The organism is Bradyrhizobium sp. MI1.11 (genome assembly GCF_055811255.1).
In genome coordinates, this window is the sequence record NZ_JBVVPM010000008.1 from 31,993 (window position 1) to 55,600 (window position 23,608).

Sequence of the window (23,608 nt, forward strand, 5' to 3'; positions counted from 1 at the left end):
GCAAGCCGATGAAAAAACCTGACTTGCGCGGCGTCACGGTCGCGACCGTGCTGCCCTTCAAGGACGACAGTTCGATCGACTGGGACGGCTATGCCCGCGTGCTCGATTATTGCGCGCGCCCGGACGGGATCGCCGCGGTGTTCGTCAACGGACATGCCGGCGAGGGTGGGTCGCTCTCGGATGACGAACGTCAGGCCGTGATCGAACGGACGCGGCGGCAAATCGGCGGCAAACCGTTGCTTTCAGGCATCATCGCGCATTCCACCGCGGAAGCGATTCATCAGGCGCAGCTCGCGGAAGCAGCCGGCGCCGATTGCGCGGTGTTGTTCCCGCCCGCGCCGCTCGGCGGCGGCGCATCGGTGACCTCGCGCGCGCCAGTGGCCTTCGTGCAGGCGGTCAGCTCTGCCATCGGGATTCCCGTGTCGATCTTCCAGTATCCGCTGGCGTCCGGATTTGGCTTTTCACCGGAGACGCTGGCGAAGATTGCGGCCCTCGATCGCGTCATCGCGATCAAGGAAGGTAGCGACACCATGCTGGCCTATGACGAGAACCGTCGGGCGGTGAAGCAGGCCGATCCTTCCGTCGCGATCCTGCCGTCGAACTTCAACTGGTTCCTGCCGCAGCTGGCCGTTGGCGGCGACGGCATTCTCTCGGGTCTCGTCAGTCTCGCGCCGGATCTGTTCGTCGCGCTGTGGCAGGCCTCGCTCGCCGACGATCTCAAGGCGATGCGCGCCGTCAACGAACGGCTCTATCCGGTCGTCCGGGCGGTCTATGGACCCGCGCCGATCATGGACATGCATACGCGCATGAAGGTCGGGCTCAAGGCTCTCGGCCTGATCCGTAACGCGGATCCGCGGCCGCCGCTGCTGCCGGTCCTGCCTGCGCTGTGCGACGCAATTGCAACGACGGTCGGTGCGGCGCGCGCGACCGGCGATATTCGTCTGGCGTGAGGGGCGTACCCATGGCCGACGAAGCCTTCATCCACATCGTGCGGGTCGACATCGATCCCGAGCATGAAGCCGCGTTCAACGCCTGGTACGAGCAGAGGCATTTTCCCGATCTGCTCGCCTGTCCCGGCTGGCTCTCCGCAAAGCGCTTCGTCTCGATCGGCGACGGGCCGAAATACGCGGCCATGTACGAGGTCGCAGGGCGCTGGGCGTTCGAGACGCCGGAGTTTCTGGAGGTGAAGGGATTCGGTCCGTTCGAATCGCTGGTGATGAATTTCATGCGCATCCAGCTCAGGCCGATGTCGGGACCGGCCTGAGTGGATCAAGGACGATGCTGCCAGTCGTGTCGCAAGATCCGGCCGGCCGCATCCAAGAAACATCGAGGGAGACTCCCGGGCAATGGACTGCATCGATCATTGGCGTCTTACTGGAGGTAATACATGGTCTCGACACTGCTTCGCTTGAGTGCCGCTGCCGCACTCGTCCTTGCATCCCATGCGGCGCATGCCGCGTGCACGCCCGCGATCACCGACGACAATCTGATTGCGCCCGGCAAGTTGCAGCTCTCCATCAACCCGACCAATCCGCCGCAGCAGTTCGTCGACAAGGACGGCCAGTTGCAGGGCCTCAACGTGGAACTCGCCGCCGAGCTCGGCAAACGGCTGTGTCTTCCGGTCGAACTCGTCCGGATGGATTTTCCGGCGATGATCCCGGCCATGAACGCGGGCCGCATCGACGGCATCGACACCGGCATGTTCTGGACCGAGGAACGCTCGAAGCTGATGTACATGGTGCCGTATGCCATTCAGGCCATTTCGGTCGTGGTTGCGCCCGATAGCGGCATAAAAATTGCTACCGAAAATGACCTGATCGGAAAAACGTCGGCTGTCGAGGTCAGCACCTACCAGATGAATTGGCTCAAGAAGCTCAGCGATGCGAACGTAGCGAAGGGCGGTCCTGCCATCGAGATGCGCACGTTCCCGACAGCGACCAACGTCGTGAGCGCGCTGCTCGCGGGGCAAGTCGACAATGCACTCCTCGTCGACAGCGTGGCGCGCGATCTTGTCGGCCGCGGTCGCGTCAAGGAAGTGCTGAGCGGTCTTGGCACGGCGCGTACCACGCTCGGCCTCCGCAACAAGACGGTGGCGGATGCCATCGTCAAGGCGCTGAACGCGATGCGTGCCGATGGCAGCTACCAGGCGCTGTTCGACAAGTTCGGCCTGACCAGCATGCCGGCCGATCAGCCGCTTGCGATCGCCGGCCCCGGTCCGGCCTGAGATACGGAGACGAGCCGATGAGCCATTTCAGTCCGACGGCCGCCGTCAACTACTTCTTCAATTACTTCCTGATGAAGGGTGTGCTCGTCACCATCGGACTGACAGTGGCGGCCGTCGTAGGCGGATTAATTCTCGGCATGGGCATCGCGTTGATGCGCATGTCGTCCAACCCGGTGCTGTCGGGCTTCTCGCGGCTCTACGTCTGGTTCTTCCGTGGCACGCCGCTGCTCATCCAGCTCGTGGTGATCTATAGCGGCTTGCCGCAGTTGGGAATCAAGTTCTCGGTGATCACCTGCGCGCTGGTCGGCCTGATCCTCAACGAGGCGGCCTATCTCGCCGAGATCGTGCGCAGCGGCTTCATGGCCGTATCGGCGGGGCAGCGCGAAGCCGCCTGGGCGCTCAGCCTGTCGCCCTGGGTCACGTTCCGCCGTGTGACCTTGCCGCAGGCGTTCCGGCTGATGATTCCGCCGCTCGGCAACTCCATCAATTCACTGCTGAAGGCAACCTCGCTCGCGTCGGTGATCTCGGTCGAGGAGCTGATGCGGCGCAGCGACATGCTGATGCAGGAACACTTCCAGATTCTCGAAGTCTATGCGGCCGCAACGGCATATTACCTGATCCTCACCTCGGTCTGGGATGCGGTTCAGCGCCGGCTGGAGAAGCATTTTGGTCGGTCGAGCGCGGCGAAATCCAGGCGGGTCGCGGCGAGGGCGCCGGTTGCGCAAGCGAGCGTGGAGGCTCGCGCATGAGCGAGATATCGATGAATACGGCTAGTGGTGCCGAAGGCACAATGGCGCAGCCACATTTGCGCGAGGTGCCTGCGGTTCGCATGGAAGCCGTCTATAAGCACTATGGCGACTTCACCGCGTTGAACGAGGTCGATCTCAAGGTTGCCAAGGGCGAGAAGATCGTGGTCTGCGGTCCCTCCGGCTCGGGAAAGTCGACGCTCATCCGCTGCATCAACCATATCGAGAAGCACGATGAAGGCCTGATCTACGTCAACGGCATCGAGCTCGACCACCAGCGCAAGAACATCGATGCGGTCAGGCGCGACACCGGCATGGTGTTCCAGAGCTTCAACTTGTTTCCGCACATGACGGTGCTGGAGAACTGTATCCTGGCGCCAATGACCGTGAGCAGCATGTCGCAGGCGGAAGCGAAGGACCTCGCCATGCATTTCCTCACCAAGGTCCGGATTCCGGACCAGGCCGAAAAATTCCCCGGGCAGCTCTCGGGCGGCCAGCAGCAGCGTGTGGCCATCGCCCGCGCGCTTTGCATGCGGCCGAAGATCATGCTGTTCGACGAGCCGACCTCGGCGCTCGACCCCGAAATGGTCAAGGAGGTGCTGGAGACCATGAAGAAGCTCGCGGAAGAGGGCATGACCATGCTGTGCGTGACCCATGAGATGGGCTTTGCCCGCGAGGTCGCCGACCGGATCGTGTTCATGAACGAGGGGAAGGTGGTCGAGCAGGCTGCTCCGGAGGAGTTCTTCAAGCATCCGAAGTCGGAGCGGGCCATGACGTTCCTCGACCAGATCATTCACTAGCTGATGTCAGCCGGGATGCGGACATTCAGCGACCGCCTGCGCGGCATTAATGCCGCCACGATCGTGCCGATGACGCCTGACTTTGCGATCGACGAGGTGAAGCTCGCGGCGCATCTCGCTTCGGTCACGTCCGCGCCCGGCATCAACGGGCTATTGGTCAACGGCCATGCCGGCGAAAACTTCGTGCTGTCGCTGGCCGAAAAGCGGCGCGTGGTGGAGCTGGCACGCGAGCACGCTCCGAAGGATTGCTTAATCGTCTCCGGGGTCAATCACGAGTCGAGCCTGGAGGCCGCGCGGGAGGCGGCCACACTGGAGCAGGCCGGTGCCGACGCGCTCCTGGTCTTTCCTCCCAATAGCTGGGCGCTTGGCCACGCCGACGACTGTGTCATCGAGCATCACCGGCGCATTCGAGATGCGACCACCGTGCCGCTGATGCTCTACGCGGCGCCCGTCGGCGCGGGCGCCATGGCCTATGCGCCGCCGCTGCTGGAACGGCTGGTGGCCGACCCTCGCTTCGTTGCGATCAAGGAGGGCAGCTGGGAGGTTGCGACTTACGAACAGAATCTGAGGCTGATCCACAAGCTGCGGCCGGAGTTCGTCGTGCTCGGCTCCGGCGATGAGCATCTGCTGACGAGCTATATCGTCGGCTCGGCCGGCAGCCAGGTCAGCCTTGCCTGCGTCGTGCCCGAGCTTGTCGTCAGCCTCTGGAACGCGGCGGAGGCCGGCAATTGGGAGCGGGCGCGCGGCGCGCACGAGAAGCTGTATCCGCTTGCGGTCGCGATCTACCGCGATGCGCCGGGAGGGCGCGCGACAGTGCGGCTCAAGGCCTGCCTGAAATTGCTCGGGCGTCTCTCATGCGACGCGGTACGGCCTCCGCAGGTGCCGGCAACGCCAAACGAGTTACGGGTTCTCGAACAGGCACTTCGGATCGCCGGCGCGCTCTAGGCCGCGAAGAACGGATTGGCCGGTCGCGCGAGGCCGAGATGATCGCGCAACGTCGTTCCCTCATAATCCGTGCGGAACAGGCCGCGCTCCTGCAAGATCGGCACGACGAGCTCGACGAAATCCTCAAAGCCTTCGTGGAAATACGGCGGCATGACGTTGAAGCCGTCGGCGGCGTGCTCCTCGAACCAGAGCTGAAGTGTGTCGGCGATGCGCTCGGCCGAGCCGCACAGCACCCAATGGCCGCGGGCGGCGGCGGTCAGATTATAGAGATCGCGCAGAGTCATGTTCTCGCGGCGGCCCTTGGCGAGCATGACGCTGGCGAAGCTGTGATAGCTATCCGATGGCGCGATGTCCGGGATCGGTCCGTCGAGATCGTAGGCCGACATGTCGCGGCCGAAGCGATCGGACAGGATGGCGAGCGCGTTGCTGCCGCTGACAAAGCCCTGGAGTACGTTGAGCTTCTCGTACGCCTCCTTGTCGGTGCGACCGACGACGGGCATCACGCCCGGCAGCACCGTGACGTGCTCAGGTCTGCGGCCGAATGACGGCAGTCGCGTCTTCAGCGAGGTGTAACCGGCCTTGGCCTCGTCGATGTCCTGCACCACGGAGAACACAATATCGGACGTGCGCGCGGCGAGCGCTTGCCCGGCTTCGGAGCCGCCGGCTTGCAGCACGACGGGGCGGCCTTGCGGGCTGCGGCCGATATTGAGTGGGCCCTTCACCTTGAAGAACGCGCCGTCATGTTCGATCGCGCGCAGCTTCGCCGGATCGATGTAGAGGCCGGTGCTACGGTCGGCGACGATGGCATCATCCGCCCAGCCGTCCCACAGGCCTTTGACCACGTCGAGGAATTCGCCGGCCATCTCGTAGCGACGGGCGTGGTCGGGATGGGTGGTGCCGAAATTCGCAGCCGTGGCCGGATTGGCGGTCGTGACCGCATTCCACGCCGCGCGCCCCTTGGAGATGTGATCGAGCGAGGCAAAGACGCGCGCGACCGAGAACGGATCGCTGTAAGTGGTGGAGACAGTGGCGCCGAGGCCGATATGGCTGGTCGAGGTTGCGAGCGCGGCCAGCATGGTCAGCGGCTCCAGCCGCAGCGTGTAGGAGGGATGGGCGGCCGCATCGGCATAGAGATTGTCGCCCATGAAGATTAGGTCGAACTTGCCGCGCTCGGCGGTGCGGCCGATCTCCTGGATCGCGGCAAAGTCCTGAAAGCTGTCGACCGCGCCGGGATAGCGCCAGCCTGCGACATGGCTGCCGGTGCCCAGGATGAACAGGCCGAGATGCATCTGTCGTTTCATGGTGTGTTTCCTGGCGTCACGTCCAGAACAGGATCTTGCGTTCGATGAAACCGATCAGGCCGAAGAAGGCGAGGCTCGCCGCGGAGGCGACGAAGATCGCCGACCACACCTGGACGAAGTCGATCTGAAGCACGGCCTGGTAGATCACCCAGCCGAGACCGCCCTGGGCGCCGAGCATTTCGGTGACGATCGCCACGATCACGCTGCGCACAGTGGAGACGCGCATGCCGGCGAGCAGTAGCGGCAGCGCGGTCGGCAGCCGCAGGCGCCACAGCACGCCGAAGCGGCTGGCGCCAAAACTCTTCATGAGATCGACGGCGCGGCGATCGACACGGTCGAGTCCTGCCAGCATCGAGAGCAGGACGGTGAAGCTCACCGCCATTGCCACCATCACGATCTTCGAGCTGACACCGATGCCGAACCAGAGCAGGATCAGCGGCGAATAGCCGACCACGGGCACCGAATTGATCGCGGTGGCGAACGGCAGGATCGCGCTCCGCAACGCCGGCACCAGTGCGATGGCGACGGCGAGCCCGATACCGATCAGGCAGCCGAGTCCGTAGCCCACCAGTGCTTCAAGCAGGGTGTAGCCGGCGGCGTCAATGAGTGTTGCACGTTTCGACCATAGGCCGACGAGGATGTCACTGACCGCGGGAAGAACATAAGCGGGCAGATGCAGTCCGCGCGCCGCACCTTCCCAGCACCCGATCAGGAGGACGGCGCCCAGAATGCCGCGCTGGACGGCGAGCGAGGGGGAGGCTAGCGCGCGGCTCATTGCTCGGCGTTCCAGAACACGAGCCGGCGCTCGACCGCGGCGACCACCGCATAGAAGCCGGTGCCGAGCAGGGCCGCAGCGAGCAGGGCGGCCCAGATCGCAACGACGTTCTCGGTGAACATGGCCTGGAGCAGCAGCACCCCGAGACCGGTGGTGTCGCCGAACCATTCGCCGACGATGGCACCAACGAGGCTCAGCGATGCGGCAAGTCGCAGCGCCACGAAGATCTGCGGCAGTGCGGTCGGAAGCTGCAAGCGGAGCAGGAGCTGGCGGTTGGAGGCGCCGAAGCTGCGCATCAGGTCGACCTGCTTGGGATCGACGGTTTCCAGGCCGAGCAGTGTGTTCACCGTCACCGGGAAGAAGGTCAGATAGAACGCGATGATCGCCTTGGCGAGCAGCGTGTTGCCGAACCACAGCACCACCAGCGCGCCGAAAGCGATGACTGGAATGGTCTGCGACACCACGAAGATCGGAAAGATCATCTCGCGCAGCGCGCGGACGCGGAAGAACACGACGCCCATGAGCACGCCGAACGCGCCGCCGGAGGCGAAGCCGATCAGCGTCTCGGCCAGCGTGCGCAGGAAGCCGTCGATATAGGCGCGGGGCGTCGCCGCCATCGCCATCAGGATGGTGCTGAGGCGCGGCAGATAATAGGGCCGGATGCCGAACAGCAGCACCGCGCCTTCCCAGACGACTGCCGCAATGGCGAGGCCGAGCAGGAGCCGGATTAGTTTGCGCAGCCAGTCCGGCGTTGCCATCGACCGCGCAGTCGCGCGGCCGCTACCAAGCGATGTCGTCGCAGGGCTGCTCACGGCAGCCGGTCCGCCGCCGGGATGCTCTGGATGAAGCTCACGTCATAGGCCGCAGCGAGATCGACGGGCTTGGAGATCACGCCGTACTTCAGGAAGAAGTCGTGGGCGGTCTTCACCGCGTCTGCGTCGATCCAGAACACGCCGTTCTTCGCCGCCGCGCCGGCGGTCATCAGACGCTTGACCTCGGTGAGCATGAATTCCTGCTGGGCGCGGTCGAGTGTCGGGGCTGCGGCCATCACGGTGTCGACGGCGCCCTTAGGATCGGAGAACGCATCCTTCCAGCCCTTCAGCGACGCGCGCAGGAACGCCTTGACGAGCTCCAGTTTCTCCTTGGCGGTCGTTTCGGCCACGATCAGCGTGTCGCGCGGGAAGGTGATGCCGTAATCCTCGGCGACGAAGGTCTTCAGACTGTCCTTCGGCATGCGCGACTGGATGGTGTAGAACTCGTTGTAATAGGTCGCCGTGATCACGTCGACGTTGCCGTCGACGAAGGGTGTCACCGAGACCTGCTGCGGCTGGATCTTGAGTTCATCCGGCTTGATGCCTTCCTTGGCCAGCATGCCGTTCAGCACATGGTTGGCGCCGGTGAACCAGGTGGTGACGGTCTTGCCTTTGAAATCCTGGATCGTCTTCACCGGCCCGTCCTTGCGGGTGACGAAGATGAAGGGGGTGATCTGGTGCGACACGCCGATGCAGACGATCGGCAGTCCCTTGTCGCGCGCCGCGAACACGCTGTCGGTGCCGCCGGACAAGCCGAACGTGTCGGCGCCGGTCGCAACCAGGTTTTCGGTCAGCAGGTTGGGCCCGCCGGGATTGATGGTGAGGTCGATGCCCTCGGCCTTGTAGTAGCCCTTGGCGGCCGCGACGTAGAAGCCGGCGAACTGGGCCTGCGGCAGCCATTTCAGACGCAGGCTCGCCTTCTGCAACTCGGCGGCGGGTGCGGCCGTGACGAGCGAGCCGGTCGCCAGTGCGATGGCGGAGAGGACGGAGAAGGCATGGCGACGGCTCAACATGGTCATACTCCAGACGGTGAAAATCAATTGCGATAGGATGGATCGGTGCGGTCGAGCTGGCGCATCAGTGCCGGCCATTCGCGTTCGCCGGGCACGAGGATGTCGCCCTGCAATTCCCAGAACTGACGGGCGGCCTTTTCGCAGACCTCATGCGGCGGCATCACCAGCTTGGCGCCGGCTGCGGCCGCCGCCTGCATCTGGAGCTGGATCCGTGCGGCGCGCTCGAAATAATAGAGCAGCATGAAGGCTTCGCCCGGCGTCCTCCCGACGGTGAGGATGCCGTGGTTGCGCATCAGCATCACCTTGTGCGGGCCGAGATCACGCACCAGGCGGACCTGCTCGTCGAGGTCGATGGCAACGCCTTCGTAATCGTGGAACACTTGACGGTCGTAGAAGCGCATCGCGAACTGGCTGAGCGGCAGCAGGCCCTTCTCCTGTCCGGACACCGCGACGCTGGCATCGGAATGGGTATGCAGCACACAGGCCGCGTCGTGGTTCGAGGTGTGGATCGCCGCATGGATGACGAAGGCCGCGACATTCACGGCTTGCGGCGTGTCATCGAGCTTGTTGCCATTGGTGTCGATCTTCACCAGGCTCGACGCCGTGATCTCGTCGAACAGCAGGCCATACGGATTGATCAGGAACTGATCGTCATGGCCGGGCACGCGCGCGGAGATGTGGTTGTAGATCAGATCGTCCATGCCGAGCTTGGCGACCATGCGATAGCAGGCTGCAAGCTTGATGCGGGCGTCCCACTCGGCCGGATCGATCCCGCGCGGCGCGGGCTCTCTCGCTGACATCGCATTCATTGCGGCTTCTCCTGCGCGATGGAGGATTGGAACGACTTCATGCTCTCCTCCTCGATCGCGTCGAGCAGCGTGCGCTTGAGGCGCACGAATTCGGAGGAGGTGACGATCTCGGGCTTGCGCGGGCGCGGGAGATCGACGACCTGCTCGAGCTTCACGGAGCCGGGTCGCGCGGTCATCACCAGCACGCGGTCGCCGAGGAAGATCGCCTCGTCGACGTCATGGGTGATGAAGAGGATGGTGCGACGGTATTTCTGCCAGACATCGAGCAGCCAGCGCTGCATCATCGCCCGCGTCAGCGCGTCGAGCGCGCCGAATGGCTCGTCCAGCAGCATCAGGTCGCGCTCGAACAGGAAGGTGCGCATCAGGGCGACGCGCTGGCGCATACCGCCCGACAATTGATTGGGATATTGCTTCTCGAAGCCGGCGAGCCCGAACTCGGGCAGCATCTTCAGCGCCTTGGCGCGCGCCTGTTCGCGCGGCATGCCCTCGACCTCGAGCGCGAGGATGGCGTTGTCGACCACATTGCGCCAGGGAAACAGCAAATCGCGCTGCGGCATGAAGGAGACGCGGCCGAGCAGGTCGGCGGCATGGCAGCTCTTCCCTTCGAAGCGCAGGATGCCCTCGGCATCAGGCTCTTCGAGGCCAGCGACGATATTGAAGAGGGTGCTCTTGCCGCAGCCGCTGGGCCCGACGACGGTGACGAACTCGCCGGGGGCGACGCTCGCCTCAAGTCCCGACAGCGCCGCGACGGAGCCGAAGGTCTTGTTGATCGCGCGCAGTTCGAGCAGCGACTCAGGCTTAAGGTGGGCCTGCGGAGCTCCGGTGGCCGGTCCGGGATTGGGGAGGCGGGCAGCCTGCACCGGGATGTCCTTGTATAATGGCGGCGGCCATTCGCATACGAAAGCGGGCCGCGTCGAAATCTCTTAGCAACTCGTGTGCCAGTGCGATTTCCGGGCAAATCAGGCATAAGACTTGCGAGGCCGACAGCGAATAGGTCGGAGTCGCGTGCGCCTCCGCAAGAAAATCAGCCGTTTCGCTGGAAGACGGGTGCCATTTTGTATACTTGTTTTGGTGTCGGAGAAACATGATGGCGGATATTGGTGCACATGTCGGAGGCAGGCGCGTGAAAAACGGGCAAGATTCCCTGGCGCCAAGTCCCGGCATGACGCTCGCGGAGAGCCTGCGCCAGAAGCTCGAAGGGGCGATCGCGGCCGGCCATCTGGAGCCGGGCAGCCGGCTCGACGAGCAGGAGATCGCCCAGCGCTTCGGCGTCTCGCGTACGCCGGTGCGGGAGGCGTTCCGCCTGATGGCCGCCAACAATCTGGTCGAGCTGCGCGGTCGGCAGGGCGCGACCGTCCGCAGCATCAAGGCCCAGGCGCTGATCGAGATGTTCCAGGTCATGGCGGAGCTGGAGGGGCTTTGTGCAAGGCTCGCCGCAAGACGTGTCTCCCAGACCTGGGGGGCTGAAATTGGCGAGATTCACCAGCGGCTTGTGGCGGCAGGCGAAACCGGGGACATCGACGTTTTCTACGACATCAACCAGGAATTCCACGAAGCGATCTACGAGGCCTCGCGCAACACTTTCCTCGCCGACCAGACCCGCAAGCTGCGCAACCAGGTGGCCGCCTATCGCCGCCGGGTGACGCGCATGCCGAACCGGATCGCAGATACTGTCCGCGAGCATGAAGCGATCATGCAGGCGATCCTGGCCCACGATCCGGAGCGGGCCCACAGCACCATGCGGGACCACGTCAACCTGCTCGGTGACAACCTCCTGGACTTCCTCGCCGCCTTCGAATGACGCCCGATGCCGCTTGGTATGCAAATTGCTAGACCTTGTATATCTAGCTTGCATCCTGGAGACCCGGAGTGGACCTGAAGCTGACGAACAAGACCGCCCTGATCACCGGTGCGTCGAAAGGAATTGGACTTGCGGTGGCCGAGCTCTTCGCCGGGGAGGGGTGCCATCTGCATCTGGCCGCCCGCAATGGCGAGGCGATGCTCGAGGCCAAGAAGCAGCTCGAAGCGCGCCATGGCGTGAAGATCACGATCCACGCGCTTGATCTGTCGAGCACGGCTGCGATGGAAAAGCTCGCTGCCGAAGTCGGCGATATCGACATCCTCATCAACAATGCCGGCGACATCCCGGCGGGTTCGCTGGAAATCCTCGACGACGCCGCCTGGCGGCGCGGCTTCGATCTCAAGGTGTTCGGCTACATCACGCTGTCGCGTCTCTATTATCCTCGCATGAAGGGCAAGGACGGCGTCATCATCAACATCATCGGCAATTCCGGTGAGAACTGGGACGCGAGCTACATCGCGGGTTCGACCGGCAACGCGGCGCTGATGTCCTTCACCAAGGCGCTCGGCGGCCGCAGCCTCGATCACGGTGTACGCGTAGTCGCGGTCAATCCGGGCCCGGTTGCCACCGATCGAATGCTCAAGATTATGAAGCGCAAGGCGATCGACATGCTCGGCGACGAAAGCCGCTGGGAGGAGCTGTTCGACAAATACCCGGGCAAGCGGCCGGCGACGTCGGAGGAGGTCGCCGATCTCGTCGCCTTCCTGTCTTCGCCGCGGTCCGGCTACATCACCGGCACGGTGGTGACGATCGATGGCGGCATTGCCGCGCGCGGCTCGGTGATCTGAGGCATTGATGTCGAAGCCTCAATCCGCGGCGCTGGTCCGCAACCGCTATTTCGACGAGCTCTCGGCGACGCCGGGACTCTTCTGGCTCGGTCAGAACACCAACCATATCGAGAGCCATCCCGCCGTGCGCGAGGCGATGCTGCGCTCGATCGAGGCGGGCGAGTTCAACGCCTATGCCCCGCCGCTCGGCTTCGAGGCGCTGCGCGCCGCGATCGTCGCCGATCTCGGTGTGCCCGGCGCAGAAGCGCTGGTGACCGAGGGCGGCGTCAACGCGCTGGCGATGATTTGCCGCGCGCGCTGCAAGCCGGGCACAACGTTGGTGACGACCGATCCGACCTGGAAATGGCCGTGCCTGTTCGCGCGCCAGCAGGGCGCCGAGGTGATCGAGATTCCGATCTACGATCCGGCCTGCAATTATCGCCTGACGCCGGAGGCGCTGAAGGCGAATGTCGACGAACGCACCGCGATCATCTATCTCGTCGATCCCAACAATCCGCTCGGCATTCGCTACACCCGCGAAGAGATCGAGAGCTTTGCCGCGATCGCGCGCGATTGCGGCGCGCTACTGGTGCACGACTGCACCTACCGCGATTTCGCCGATGGTCACACGCCGGCGCTTCACGTGGCCCCCAAGGGCTCGGTGGTCTCGACCAGCTTTTCGAAATGGCTTGGCCTCGCAGGTCTGCGGATCGGCGCTCTCGTTGCCGCACCTGATCTGTTCGAGGAGTTCGCGCAGACCTCCACGAGCGTGCTCGGCGCGAGCGTCATCGCCCAGCGCGCGGCGCAGGCGGGGCTGTCGGTCAAGACCGAATGGATGAAGAAGGTCCGCAGCACCGACCGGGCCAACAAGGCAATGATCCAGGAGGCGGCGGCCGCGATCGAAGGGCTGGCGCTGCCGATCATGCCCTCGCACGGCAACTTTCTGGTGCTGGAGACCATCGCGGCGGGCATCCGCCCCGAGGCGCTGGTCGAATGTTATCGCCGGCAGGGCATCATGATCCGCCAGGGCACCTATCACACCCAGCGCTTCGGCGACCGCTTCGTCAAGATCAGCACTTCGGTGCCGCAGCCCTGGGCCGAGAAGTTTTGCACGTTGTTGCCGGAGATGGTCGCGCAGGCGCGCACGCTCAACGACCTGCCGCCGCAATTCTAGGGACGACGCCGATGACGATGATCACAGCGAAGGACGGCGTGAAACTCTACGTGGAAGAAACGGGTGACGGCACGCCGATCCTCTTCATCCATGAGTTCGGCGGCAATCACGAAAGCTGGGAGCCGCAGTTGCGCTATTTCAGCCGCCGCCATCGCTGCATCAGCTACGCCGCGCGTGGCTATCCGCCCTCGGATGTGCCTGACAGCATGGAAGCCTATTCGCAGGCGATCGCCGCGGATGATGCGGTCGCCGTACTCGACGCACTGGGAATCGACAAGGCGCACATCGTCGGTCTCTCCATGGGTGGCTTCTGCACCGTGCATTTCGGCCTGCGCACGCCGGAACGGGCTTTGTCGCTCACCGTGGCCGGCGCCGGCTATGGCTGCGAGAAGGAGTTCGAGGAATATTTTCGCGGCGTCTCGCTCGAAGTCGCGGATAATTTCGAGAAGCAGGGTGCCAAGGAGTTTTCCAGGGTCTACGCGCTCGGCGCGAGCCGGGTACAGTTCCAGAACAAGGATCCGCGCGGGTGGCGAGAATTCGCCGATCGCCTCGCCGTCCATTCCGATCGCGGCGCCGCCAACACCATGCGCGGCGTCCAGGCGCGGCGACCGTCGTTCTATGACCTCGAAGACGGCCTGAAGACAATGATGGTGCCGACGCTGGTGGTTGTCGGTGACGAAGATGATCACTGTCTCCAGCCAGGCATCTTCCTGAAGAAGACCATTCCGGCCTGCGGGCTCTCGGTCTTCCCCAAGACCGGCCACACCCTCAACCTCGAAGAGCCGGCGGCGTTTAACGCGCTGCTCGCCGAATTCATCGCTCAGGTCGAGGCCGGACACTGGCTGCCACGCGATCCGCGCGCGCTGCCGGGCCAGATCATGCGTACGAAGTAGTCGATGACGAGCAAGCCCCTGATCAACGCCGATCGGCTTTGGGTGCGGCTGATGTCGCTCGCCGAGATCGGCGTGACGCCCGCCGGCGGGGTCAACCGGCAGGCATTGAGCGACGGCGAGATCGCCGCATGGCGCCGCGTCATCGGCTGGGCGCGCGAGGCGGGATTGACACCGTCGACCGATGCCGCAGGAAATCTTTTCTTGACGCTAGCCGGCCGCGATCGCGCCATGGCACCGCTTCTGCTTGGGAGCCATCTCGATAGCCAGCCGACCGGTGGCAAATTCGATGGTGCGGCCGGTGTCATGGCTGCACTCGAAGCGGTCGTTTCAGTCGCGGAGCAAGATGAGAAGCCCGCGCGTGACGTCATCGTCGTTGCCTGGATGAACGAGGAGGGCTCGCGCTTCGCCCCGGGCATGATGGGCTCGGAGGCGTTCACCGGTGAGCGTGACATGGATGCGATCCGCGCCGCGCGCGATGCCGACGGCATCAGCGTCGGCGAAGCGCTCGATCGCCTCCACCAGGCCTTCCCTGACATGCCGCACAGGCCGCTCGGCTCTTCCGCTGGAGCCTATCTCGAATTGCATATCGAGCAGGGGCCATTGCTGGAAGCAGCTGCGTGCACCATCGGTGTCGTCACCGGCATCCAAGGCAAGAAGACCTTTCAGGTGGTTGTCGAGGGCGTTGAGGGACACGCCGGCACACTGGCGCAGTCGGAGAGGCGGGATGCGCTCGCGGCCTTTGCCCGAATGGCGACCGGGCTGCATGCCGAGATCGGCACCCTCGATGGCGACATCAAGTTCACGATTGGACGCCTCTTCGTCGAGCCCAACGCGCCTTCGGTGGTGCCGTCGCGCGTCAGCTTCAGCATCGATCTGCGCCATCCGGACAATTCCGTGCTTGACGCGGCGGGCGCGCGCATCACGGCGCTCTGCGGTCAGCACGCTCCGCCGTGCCTGGTTACGGTGACGACGCTGGTCGACGCACCCTCGAACGCGTTCGATCCGCGCTTGCGCGAGCTGATTGCGCAAGCGGCAGGTGACCAGGAGTTTCCGGCCATGGACATTCTGTCGGCTGCCGGTCACGACGCGCGCCATCTGGCAAAGATCTGTCCGGCGGCGATGATCTTCATCCCGTGCCGGGACGGTGCGAGCCATGTGGAGCACGAGTGGACTGAGCCGGCCGATGTCGCCGCCGGCGCGTGCGTCCTTGCGCAGGTGCTGCGAGAGCTTGCGTTCACCACCCGGTCTTTCGTTGCGGGAGGTGAGGTGGGGGGATAACGGAAATTGCCCCGGAGCACTATCGCGATGCGATGGCATGTCTCCGCGCCGCGGGGTGAGGCGTCCAAGTGCTGCTCATGGAATGCCCACGCCGCAGGCCGAGGCCCGCCGAAGCGCTGGATCTCAGCGCACCTTCAGATGCGGCAACCCGGGCATTGCCTCAAGATCGGTCAAAAATCACAGGAGCCTCGCCGTCCGTTCGGACTACGACATCCTAGTCCTCGTTGCTGACGGGTTGTGTGCGCGCTCTCGCTCTCGTGTGCGTGACGTGCGCACTGAGAATCCGAAGACGCGATTTCCGCTTCCAATTCGTGCATATATGGCCCTAGAAGAGCCAAGCGGCGGAAGCCTCGTCAAACCAGATTTCTCGACCGCTCCAATTACGTAGAGGATTGATCTGAGTCGGAATATATTAGCAAAATGAATGGCTTAGATCGCAAATTCGCCACGGCCCCCATGATGGATTGGACCGACCGGCATTGCCGGGTGTTCCACCGTCACCTGACGCGGCGGGCGCTGCTCTATACGGAGATGCTGACCACTGGTGCCATCATTCATGGTGACCGGGAGCGGCTGCTTGGGTTCGACATGGTCGAGCACCCGGTCGCGCTTCAGCTTGGCGGGTCGGATCCGCGCAAGCTGGCGCTGGCGGCGCGGATCGGCGAGGAGTTCGGTTATGACGAGATCAACCTCAACGTCGGCTGCCCCTCCGACCGCGTGAAGGACGGCCGTTTCGGCGCTTGCCTGATGGCAGAGCCTGATCTCGTGGCGAGGTGTGTCGAGGCGATGAAGGGTGCGGTGGCCGTGCCCGTGACCGTGAAGTGCCGCATCGGTATCGACGACCAAGATCCGGAGGTCGCGCTCGACAAGCTTGCGCGCGCGGTCGTCGCCTCCGGCTGCGATGCGCTTATCGTGCATGCCCGGAAAGCATGGCTCAACGGTTTGTCACCGAAGGAGAATCGCGACATCCCGCCGCTCGACTATGATCGCGTCTATCGCCTCAAGCGCGCGATGCCCAATGTGCCTGTCATCATCAACGGCGGCATCCCCGGTGTCGACGAGGCCAAAGCACATCTCGATCACGTTGACGGCGCGATGCTCGGACGGGCCGCCTATCAGGAGCCATGGCGGCTGCTCTCCGTCGATACCGACATTTTCGGCGAGGAGGCGCCGCATGCCTCGATGCAGGATGCGCTCGAAGCGATGATGCCCTACATCGAACAACAGCTCGCGCGCGGCACGCGGCTGCACTCCATGACGAGGCATTTCGTCGGCGCATTCCATGCCGTGCCCGGCGCGCGCGCCTTCCGCCGCCATCTTGCCGAGCAGGGGGTGAAGCCGGGCGCCGGCCTCGAGGTGCTGCGCGATGCGATTGCACGTGTCGGTGCCCGCGCGCCGGCAGAGGCGGCGGCCTAGCCGTAGTCGCATGACGAGCCGGATTGCAAAAGTCTAGTCGACTGCCAGGCGCGAGCGGCGGTGACTGGTCTGGAGCTCCGGATAACCGGTGAGCATCAGCTTGTCGGCGCGCACGCCCCAGCTCTCCAGGCGATCGAGGAAGCTCATGCCGAGCAGGTTGGTCTTCATCTGTCCGCGCTGCACGACGAGGGCCGGCACCGATTTCTCGACGAGGTGGCCGACGGAGAGACGGTCGATCGTGAGGCGGGCCGCCTTGGTGTGACCGCCCGCGGTTTCGAGATCGACGTCGTATTCGAGCATCTCGAGCGGCAGCCCGATCGCTTTCGCGGTTTCCCAGGTCAGCACCACCGAGGTCGCGCCGGTGTCGATGACCATCGGTGCGGCCACGCCGTTGATCTTGGCGCGCAGCGCGAATTCGCCGCCCTGGCCGCGCTGAATCTGCACGGCGGGGGCGGGCGCTGCGGTCTGCGTGCGAAAGATATGCGAGACCTTGCTGCTCGCGCGCGCGATCTGGTCGGAATCGCCATAGGCGACGACGGCACCGGCCGTGCAGGCGAGCATGATGAGAACGAGCAGGAACCGGATCATTGCGCATCTCCCGATGCGCTCAGGCCGGTCAGCTGCGTTTCGGCGATCCCGCGATGGGCGCAAGTCCAGCCTGATTCATGCGCGCCGGCAACAGCGCCATGAGCGCGAGCCGTTCCGCGCTCTCCATGGCGTGCCAGCGCGCGATCTCCGGCAATGTGCGTCCGCAGCCGAAGCACAGCCTGGTCTTGGGATCGATCATGCAGACGGCCACGCACGGCGTTTCTTTGCTCATTCGGACATAGTGGCGGATGGTCGGGCATGACTGCAAGCATCTCGTTACGAGCCCGTACCTGCGCTCATGATCGGCTTGCGGCGGGGCCGGCGCTTCTCGTCCGCGACCGCGGAACTCTCGGGTTGGAGCGGCGGAGAATCATCCGATATCGGCGCCAGCGCGCTCATCACGCGCTCGGGCGGGAAGGTGACGATCACTTCGGTGCCGATGCGCAGCTTCGATTTCAGCGTGAACGTACCGCCGTGCAGGTCGACCAGATTCTTGGCGATCGGCAGGCCGAGACCGGCGCCCTGTTCGGCCGACTTGATCGAGTTGGAGCCTTGGCCGAACGATGCCAGCACGACCGGGATCTCGTCCTCGGGGATTCCGGAGCCGGTATCCTTCACCGAGAGATATTGTCCGCCTGAAGCCGTCCAGCCGGCCTTGAGCCAGATCTCGCCGCCCTGCGGAGTGAACTTGATCGAGTTGGAGAGCAGATTGAGCACGACCTGGCGGATCGCCCGCTCGTCGGCCCAGAGCCGCGGCATTGCCTGCTCGAACACTTCGTGGATGGTAATGCCACGGCTCGAGGCGCGCAGCTTCATCAGATGATGGCAGTCGGCGACGATGCCGACCAGCGAGACCGCTTCCTCGTTGAGCTCGTAGCGGCCAGCCTCGATCCGCGACAGATCGAGGATCTCGTTGATGAGGTTGAGCAGGTGGACGCCGGAATTGTGGATGTCGGCCGAGTACTCCTTGTAGACCGGCACGGCATGCGCGCCGAAAATCTCGCTCTTCATCACCTCCGAGAAGCCGAGGATCGCATTGAGCGGCGTCCGGAGTTCATGGCTCATCTGCGCCAGAAAGCGCGACTTGGCGACATTGGCGGATTCGGCGCGGTGGCGCGCCTCGTCCGAGATCGCCTTGGCCTGTTCGAGCTCGCCGATCAGCGCGTCCTTCTCGGCGCGCGCCTCGAGCGTGGCGAAGGTCGAAGAGTGCAGACGGTGGGCCAGCAGCACGAAATAGCCTTCAGCGGCGAGGGCGAGCGCGGCCAGGATGTAATTGTCCAGCGAGCCGGTCATCACGAAGCTCAGCGCCATCGCGACCGCGACCGGTGCGGTGGCGGCGAGGGCGGCGATCGGCAGATTGGCGGCCAGCATGCTCGATACTGCGATCACCAGCAGCATCAGGAACATCATCAGCGATTCCGTGATCATGTCGAGCACGGGATGGATCAGGATCGCCATCCAGCAAAGGCCATAGAGCAGGTCGAGGACGACGAAGCGTGTCTGCCATGCGCGCGTTCCCGCGGGCGAGGCGGGCTCGGCCAGGAAGCGGTGGCAGCTGCGGATCATCGCGGCATGGATGCAAAGCATGCCGGCGGTCCAGGCCGCGGCCGGGATCGGCTGCATCCACAGCCCAAACAGCACGCCCGTCGCGACCACAAGCAGCATCACGACATAGGAGGCCGACAGCCGGGTCTGGGCGTAATGGCGCAGCATCTCGGCGTCGAAAGCCGGCCGGGTTCCACTGGTAGACGTTAACTTGTCGCGCGCCTCGCGCACCCGCTGTGCCGCAGCCCGGCGATGGCTCGTCGACGGCACGCTCACCGGCTCGGCCGGAAGCTGCACAACCTCGGGCTTTTCAGCGGGTTTACTCATCGCACAACAACAATTCCTGCCCGCGCGGGACGGGCCTTCTGCATTGTCTATCTCTGGCAAGAAATCCTTAAGAGGTGACTTAAGGAGCTAAAGAATTACGTTAACCCGGCGTTAATTTTGGATCCGGTGTGAGCCGCTCAATGCAGCGCCGCGTGCTGTGCGATGTACACCACTGCTCCCGCCAGATAGCCGGCGAGCGCCGGGAGGGCGATGCGACGGGCGTACCAGAGGAACTCGATGCGCTCGAGCCCCATGGCGGCGACGCCTGCGGCCGAGCCGATGATCAGAATCGAGCCGCCGGTGCCGGCGCAATAGGCGATGAATTCCCAGATGAAGCTGTCGGGTGGATAATGCGCGAGGTCGTACATACCCATCGTCGCGGCGACCAGCGGCACGTTGTCGATGACGGCGCTGAGCAGCCCGAGCACGATCACGATGATGTCCTGTCGGCCGATCGCGGTGTCCAGCCATTTGGCCAGCATGGAGAGCAGGCCGGCATGTTCGAGGCAGGCAACCGCGAGCAAGATTCCGAGGAAGAACACGATCGAGCCCATGTCGATCCGCGTCAGCGCATTCGCAAGCGTGAGCGGACCGCGGACGTGCTCATCCTTATTGCGATGAACGATCTCGCCGACCAACCACACGATGCCAAGCCCGAGCAGGACGCCCATGAACGGCGGCAGGTGCGTGACCGTCTTGAAGGCGGGCACCGCAATCAGCACGCCGAGTCCGAGATAGAACATCACGTTCCGCTCGAACGGATCGACGCCCTGCAATCCGTCCTCTTTCGGCGGCGGTGCGATGGTCTTGCCCTTGAGCGAAAAGCTGATGAATGCGAGCGGCACCAGCAGGTTCAGCAGCGAGGGCAGGAACACCCCGCCCATGATTTTTAGGGGCGAAATCTGTCCGCCGATCCACAGCATGGTCGTGGTGACGTCGCCGATCACGGTCCATGCACCACCGGCATTTGCGGCGATGACGATGAGTGAGGCGAACAGCAAGCGGTCGTCGCGCTTGGCGATCAACCGCTGGATCAGCGAGACCATGACGATGGTGGTGGTCAGATTGTCGAGGATTGCGCTGAGGAAGAAGGTCACGAAGCCAATCAGCCATATCAGACGGACCTGGCTGGTCGTGCTGATGCGGGAGGTGATGACCTCGAAACCGTCATGGGCGTCGATGACCTCGACGATGGTCATCGCGCCAACCAGGAAGAACACGATCTGCGCGGTGGCGGCGACGGACTCGTCAAGCTGACGGCCGACCAGCGTGTGGTCGCCGGTCGCGAGCGCGTAGATTGTCCAGAGCACGCCCGCGCCGAGTAGAGCAGACGCGCTCTTGTTCACCCCGATCGGATGCTCAAGCGCGATCGCCGCATAGGCGAGGACGAAGATTGCGGCGAGTGCGATCAGCAAGACAGGATCACTTCGTCAGGTGTCAGCGATTAAGGCGCGCGAGCAGGCTCGACGTATCCCAGCGCTTGCCGCCCATCTTCTCGACCTCGGCGTAGAACTGGTCGACCAGCGCGGTCACGGGCAGGTTGGCGCCGTTGCGGCGGGCTTCAGCCAGTGAGATCGAGAGATCCTTGCGCATCCATTCGACCGCGAAGCCGAAATCGTACTTGTCCTCGTTCATGGTCTTGTAGCGGTTCTCCATCTGCCAGGACTGCGCGGCGCCCTTTGAGATGGTTTCGATCACGGCGGCGACGTCGAGGCCACTCTTCTTGGCGAAGTGAATACCCTCGGAGAGGCCCTGGACGAGGCCGGCGATGCAGATCTGGTTGACCATTTTGGTCAGCTGGCCGGAGCCGGCGGGCCCCAGCAATTTGCACATCCGCGCATAGGCGCCCGTGATGATCGGCTCGGCACCCGCATAGGCGTCCTGCGTGCCGCCGCACATCACCGTCAGCACGCCGTTCTCGGCGCCGGCCTGGCCGCCGGACACGGGTGCGTCGATGAACTTGAAGCCGGCCTTGGTCGCGGCAGCATCAAGCTCACGCGCGACCTCGGCGGAAGCGGTGGTGTGGTCGACGAAGGTCGCACCCTTCTTCATGCCGGCAAACGCGCCGTCGGCACCGATCGTGACCGCGCGCAGATCGTTGTCGTTGCCGACGCAGCACATCACGAAATCCTGGCCCTCGGCCGCGGCCTTCGGGGTCGCCGCGGTCTTGCCGCCGAACTTGTCCGCCCACTCCTTCGCCTTGGCCGCGGTGCGGTTATAGACGGTGACCTCATGGCCCCCTTTTTTCACGAGGTGTCCGGCCATGGGGAAGCCCATCACGCCGAGACCGAGGAAAGCGACTTTAGCCATCTGTGGTACCTTGTCCGTAGTTTGGGTTTTACGGTTCTTGCCGGGCGAGGGGCGCCCGGTTCCGCCATTGCGGCAGATCGGCCGCACCATAAACCCTTGAGGCCGGAGGGCAACGGCTTCGTTTGGCCCCTGCCTGTGCTAGGATGGCGGACTTAAGGACTTCAAAAAAATGGAGCGAAGGCATGGGCGGCGTAAGCGTGGGCGTGCTCGATCATTTCAACATCCGGACCCGGAATCTGGCCGAGACCGCCCGCTTCTACGAGGACGTGCTGGGCCTGGAAAAAGGCCCCCGGCCGAATTTCGCCTTCCCCGGCGCCTGGATGTACAGCGAGGGTAAACCGGTGGTGCACCTGGTCGATATTTCTCCGACTGCCGAGCCACAAAAGCCGGATTCCGGCGTTGTCCACCACGTCGCCTTCGCCAGCCGCGGCTTTGACGGCATGAAACAGCGGCTGGCCTCAAAGGGGATGAAGTTCGACTCCCGCCAGGTGCCCGGCGGCGAACTCTGGCAGATCTTCGTCCATGACCCGAACGGGGTCATGATCGAGCTGAACTACGAAGCGGCCCTGGAGCAGGGCGCCGCGCCCGCCGAGATGGCTGACGATATCGGCAGGCAGTAGCCTTTTGGGCGTTTCCGCTCTAATGGGGCATCTTGAATTCTAGGAGATGCGCTTTGAGCGTGACGCAGCAACAGGTTCTCGACAGCCTCGCCAGGATCAAGTCGCCGCGCGGGGTCGCGCTCACCAATGCCAATGTGCTGAGCGCGATCAGCGCGGCCGACGGCAAGGTGTTCTTCTCGATCAATGTCGATGCCGCCGAGGCGCGCGCCTGGGAATCCGTCCGGGCCGAGGCCGAGGCCGCGGTGCGGGCCATTCCCGGCGTCACCACCGTCATGGTGGCGCTGACCGCCGAGCGCAAGGCCGGCACGGCGCCGCCACCGCCGCCAACTCCCAGCCGCGGTACGCCAGGCGTGCAGCCGGTCCATGCCCACAAGCCGCCGCCGCAGGGCGGCGCCCAATCGCCGATGGCGCGGCAGTCCGAGATTCCGGGCGTCGCGGCCGTGATCGCGGTTGCCTCGGGCAAGGGCGGCGTCGGCAAGTCCACCACTGCTCTCAATCTTGCGCTGGGCCTGCGCGATCTGGGCCTCAAGGTCGGGCTGCTCGATGCCGACATCTACGGCCCCTCGGTGCCGCGGCTGACGGGCCTGCATGAGAAGCCGGAGCTGGATGGCGACCGCAAGATGATTCCGCTCAGGCGCTTTGGCCTGGCCATCATGTCGATCGGCTTCCTGGTGGAGGAAGAGACGGCGATGATCTGGCGCGGGCCGATGGTGATGTCGGCGGTGACGCAGATGCTGCGCGACGTCGCATGGGGGCAGCTCGACGTCCTCGTCGTCGACATGCCGCCAGGGACCGGCGATGCCCAGCTCACGCTGGCGCAGAACGTCCCTTTGAAAGGCGCCGTGATCGTCTCGACCCCGCAGGACCTGTCGCTGATCGACGCAAGGCGGGGGCTTGCGATGTTCAAGAAGGTCAACGTGCCCGTACTCGGCATCGTCGAGAACATGAGCTATTTCCAGTGCCCGCAATGCGGCACCAAATCCGACATTTTCGGCCATGGCGGCGCGCGTCACGAGGCCGAGAAGCTCGGGGTACCGTTCCTGGGCGAGGTCCCCCTGCACATGGCGATTCGCGCCACCTCCGATGCCGGCACGCCCGTGGTCGACAGCGAGCCGGACGGTCCCCATGCGGCGATCTACCGCGCCATTGCGGGACAGGTGCGGGACCAGCTCAAGGGCGTCGTCGCCGCGGCCTGAGCGGATCCAAGGCAATACCTTCAAGCCAACCCCTTCAAACCAATACTCTGGGGACATGCGACTTTCGTAGAGCCCTGTCATGCCAATGTCGCGTTTCGAAAGCGGGGCTTCCGTGTTAAAGGCCCACGGCAGTCAAGCCCCTTCGGTTCGACGCGGCCCAAGAACGCGTCGCCGGAATGAGCGGCAGCAAAGAGGAAGTTAGGGGAAA

General features: G+C 64.3%; 25 protein-coding genes. 14 read left to right on the top strand and 11 right to left on the bottom strand.

What is annotated here, in order from left to right; genetic code table 11:
• Positions 1 to 8: 8 nt before the first annotated feature.
• From AC0L30_RS10490 to AC0L30_RS10515, 6 genes are all read left to right on the top strand, one after another.
• On the top strand, positions 9 to 950 hold the full coding sequence (locus AC0L30_RS10490; protein WP_473404262.1) for a dihydrodipicolinate synthase family protein: 942 nt from the start codon (positions 9 to 11) through the stop codon (positions 948 to 950).
• Positions 951 to 961: 11 nt separating this feature from the next.
• On the top strand, positions 962 to 1,264 hold the full coding sequence (locus tag AC0L30_RS10495; RefSeq protein WP_473404263.1) for a hypothetical protein: 303 nt from the start codon (positions 962 to 964) through the stop codon (positions 1,262 to 1,264).
• A 123-nt stretch (positions 1,265 to 1,387) separates the two neighbouring features.
• Positions 1,388 to 2,224, top strand: coding sequence for an ABC transporter substrate-binding protein (locus tag AC0L30_RS10500; RefSeq protein WP_473404264.1), 837 nt, complete (start codon positions 1,388 to 1,390; stop codon positions 2,222 to 2,224).
• Between the two features lie 17 nt (positions 2,225 to 2,241).
• Complete coding sequence (locus AC0L30_RS10505) at positions 2,242 to 2,973, top strand: amino acid ABC transporter permease (RefSeq protein WP_473253948.1); 732 nt, start codon at positions 2,242 to 2,244, stop codon at positions 2,971 to 2,973.
• Entirely contained in the window at positions 2,970 to 3,770 is an 801-nt protein-coding gene (locus AC0L30_RS10510; RefSeq protein ID WP_473404265.1) for an amino acid ABC transporter ATP-binding protein, read from the top strand. The genes AC0L30_RS10505 and AC0L30_RS10510 overlap by 4 nt, the downstream gene beginning before the upstream one ends.
• Positions 3,771 to 3,785: 15 nt before the next feature.
• On the top strand, positions 3,786 to 4,715 hold the full coding sequence (locus tag AC0L30_RS10515; RefSeq protein ID WP_473404266.1) for a dihydrodipicolinate synthase family protein: 930 nt from the start codon (positions 3,786 to 3,788) through the stop codon (positions 4,713 to 4,715).
• Here the strand turns inward: AC0L30_RS10515 and AC0L30_RS10520 are convergent.
• From AC0L30_RS10520 to AC0L30_RS10545, 6 genes are read right to left on the bottom strand one after another with little or no spacing between them, the layout of a single operon-like run.
• Positions 4,712 to 6,016 (bottom strand): LLM class flavin-dependent oxidoreductase, encoded by a 1,305-nt coding sequence (locus AC0L30_RS10520; protein WP_473404267.1) that lies wholly within the window; start codon positions 6,014 to 6,016, stop codon positions 4,712 to 4,714. The two genes, AC0L30_RS10515 and AC0L30_RS10520, sit on opposite strands and share 4 nt — an antisense overlap.
• Before the next feature lie 16 nt (positions 6,017 to 6,032).
• Positions 6,033 to 6,791: an ABC transporter permease gene (locus tag AC0L30_RS10525; protein ID WP_473404268.1), complete on the bottom strand. Its 759-nt coding sequence runs from the start codon at positions 6,789 to 6,791 to the stop codon at positions 6,033 to 6,035.
• Positions 6,788 to 7,603: an ABC transporter permease gene (locus AC0L30_RS10530; RefSeq protein ID WP_473404269.1), complete on the bottom strand. Its 816-nt coding sequence runs from the start codon at positions 7,601 to 7,603 to the stop codon at positions 6,788 to 6,790. Before AC0L30_RS10530 ends, AC0L30_RS10525 begins: the two co-directional genes overlap by 4 nt.
• Positions 7,600 to 8,616: an ABC transporter substrate-binding protein gene (locus tag AC0L30_RS10535; protein ID WP_473404270.1), complete on the bottom strand. Its 1,017-nt coding sequence runs from the start codon at positions 8,614 to 8,616 to the stop codon at positions 7,600 to 7,602. The genes AC0L30_RS10530 and AC0L30_RS10535 overlap by 4 nt, the downstream gene beginning before the upstream one ends.
• Before the next feature lie 23 nt (positions 8,617 to 8,639).
• A complete protein-coding gene (locus AC0L30_RS10540) occupies positions 8,640 to 9,425 on the bottom strand; it encodes a class II aldolase/adducin family protein (RefSeq protein ID WP_473404271.1) in 786 nt (261 codons plus the stop codon).
• Positions 9,422 to 10,285: an ABC transporter ATP-binding protein gene (locus tag AC0L30_RS10545; protein ID WP_473404272.1), complete on the bottom strand. Its 864-nt coding sequence runs from the start codon at positions 10,283 to 10,285 to the stop codon at positions 9,422 to 9,424. The genes AC0L30_RS10540 and AC0L30_RS10545 overlap by 4 nt, the downstream gene beginning before the upstream one ends.
• A gap of 263 nt (positions 10,286 to 10,548) precedes the next feature.
• On the opposite strand from AC0L30_RS10545, the gene AC0L30_RS10550 reads away from it, so the two are divergent.
• From AC0L30_RS10550 to dusA, 6 genes are all read left to right on the top strand, one after another.
• Positions 10,549 to 11,226: a GntR family transcriptional regulator gene (locus tag AC0L30_RS10550; protein ID WP_473404273.1), complete on the top strand. Its 678-nt coding sequence runs from the start codon at positions 10,549 to 10,551 to the stop codon at positions 11,224 to 11,226.
• A gap of 68 nt (positions 11,227 to 11,294) precedes the next feature.
• Positions 11,295 to 12,074, top strand: a complete 780-nt coding sequence (locus AC0L30_RS10555) for an SDR family oxidoreductase (protein ID WP_473253938.1) — start codon at positions 11,295 to 11,297, stop codon at positions 12,072 to 12,074.
• A gap of 7 nt (positions 12,075 to 12,081) precedes the next feature.
• Complete coding sequence (locus AC0L30_RS10560) at positions 12,082 to 13,227, top strand: pyridoxal phosphate-dependent aminotransferase (RefSeq protein WP_473404274.1); 1,146 nt, start codon at positions 12,082 to 12,084, stop codon at positions 13,225 to 13,227.
• Between the two features lie 11 nt (positions 13,228 to 13,238).
• The gene (locus AC0L30_RS10565) at positions 13,239 to 14,120 is read left to right on the top strand and encodes an alpha/beta fold hydrolase (RefSeq protein WP_473404275.1); all 882 of its coding nucleotides are present in this window, start codon (positions 13,239 to 13,241) and stop codon (positions 14,118 to 14,120) included.
• A gap of 3 nt (positions 14,121 to 14,123) precedes the next feature.
• Positions 14,124 to 15,398 carry a Zn-dependent hydrolase gene (locus tag AC0L30_RS10570; protein ID WP_473253935.1) on the top strand — a complete coding sequence of 425 codons (1,275 nt, stop codon included), beginning with the start codon at positions 14,124 to 14,126 and terminating at the stop codon, positions 15,396 to 15,398.
• Positions 15,399 to 15,818: 420 nt separating this feature from the next.
• A complete protein-coding gene (dusA, locus tag AC0L30_RS10575) occupies positions 15,819 to 16,814 on the top strand; it encodes a tRNA dihydrouridine(20/20a) synthase DusA (RefSeq protein WP_473404276.1) in 996 nt (331 codons plus the stop codon).
• Positions 16,815 to 16,847: 33 nt separating this feature from the next.
• Here dusA and AC0L30_RS10580 read toward each other — a convergent pair whose 3' ends face one another.
• The 5 genes from AC0L30_RS10580 to AC0L30_RS10600 form a co-directional block, all read right to left on the bottom strand.
• The gene (locus AC0L30_RS10580) at positions 16,848 to 17,402 is read right to left on the bottom strand and encodes a TIGR02281 family clan AA aspartic protease (RefSeq protein WP_007592605.1); all 555 of its coding nucleotides are present in this window, start codon (positions 17,400 to 17,402) and stop codon (positions 16,848 to 16,850) included.
• 28 nt (positions 17,403 to 17,430) lie between these two features.
• Positions 17,431 to 17,634 (bottom strand): DUF1289 domain-containing protein, encoded by a 204-nt coding sequence (locus AC0L30_RS10585; protein WP_007592603.1) that lies wholly within the window; start codon positions 17,632 to 17,634, stop codon positions 17,431 to 17,433.
• 44 nt (positions 17,635 to 17,678) lie between these two features.
• A complete protein-coding gene (locus AC0L30_RS10590; RefSeq protein ID WP_473404277.1) occupies positions 17,679 to 19,274 on the bottom strand; it encodes a sensor histidine kinase in 1,596 nt (531 codons plus the stop codon).
• A 137-nt stretch (positions 19,275 to 19,411) separates the two neighbouring features.
• Positions 19,412 to 20,689, bottom strand: a complete 1,278-nt coding sequence (gene nhaD, locus AC0L30_RS10595; protein ID WP_007592600.1) for a sodium:proton antiporter NhaD — start codon at positions 20,687 to 20,689, stop codon at positions 19,412 to 19,414.
• A 22-nt stretch (positions 20,690 to 20,711) separates the two neighbouring features.
• A complete protein-coding gene (locus AC0L30_RS10600) occupies positions 20,712 to 21,584 on the bottom strand; it encodes an NAD(P)-dependent oxidoreductase (RefSeq protein WP_354127830.1) in 873 nt (290 codons plus the stop codon).
• 182 nt (positions 21,585 to 21,766) lie between these two features.
• Between AC0L30_RS10600 and AC0L30_RS10605 the strand changes: the two genes are divergently transcribed.
• On the top strand, positions 21,767 to 22,204 hold the full coding sequence (locus AC0L30_RS10605) for a VOC family protein (RefSeq protein WP_007592597.1): 438 nt from the start codon (positions 21,767 to 21,769) through the stop codon (positions 22,202 to 22,204).
• Positions 22,205 to 22,257: 53 nt separating this feature from the next.
• On the top strand, positions 22,258 to 23,400 hold the full coding sequence (locus AC0L30_RS10610; RefSeq protein ID WP_473404278.1) for an Mrp/NBP35 family ATP-binding protein: 1,143 nt from the start codon (positions 22,258 to 22,260) through the stop codon (positions 23,398 to 23,400).
• Positions 23,401 to 23,608 lie beyond the last annotated feature (208 nt).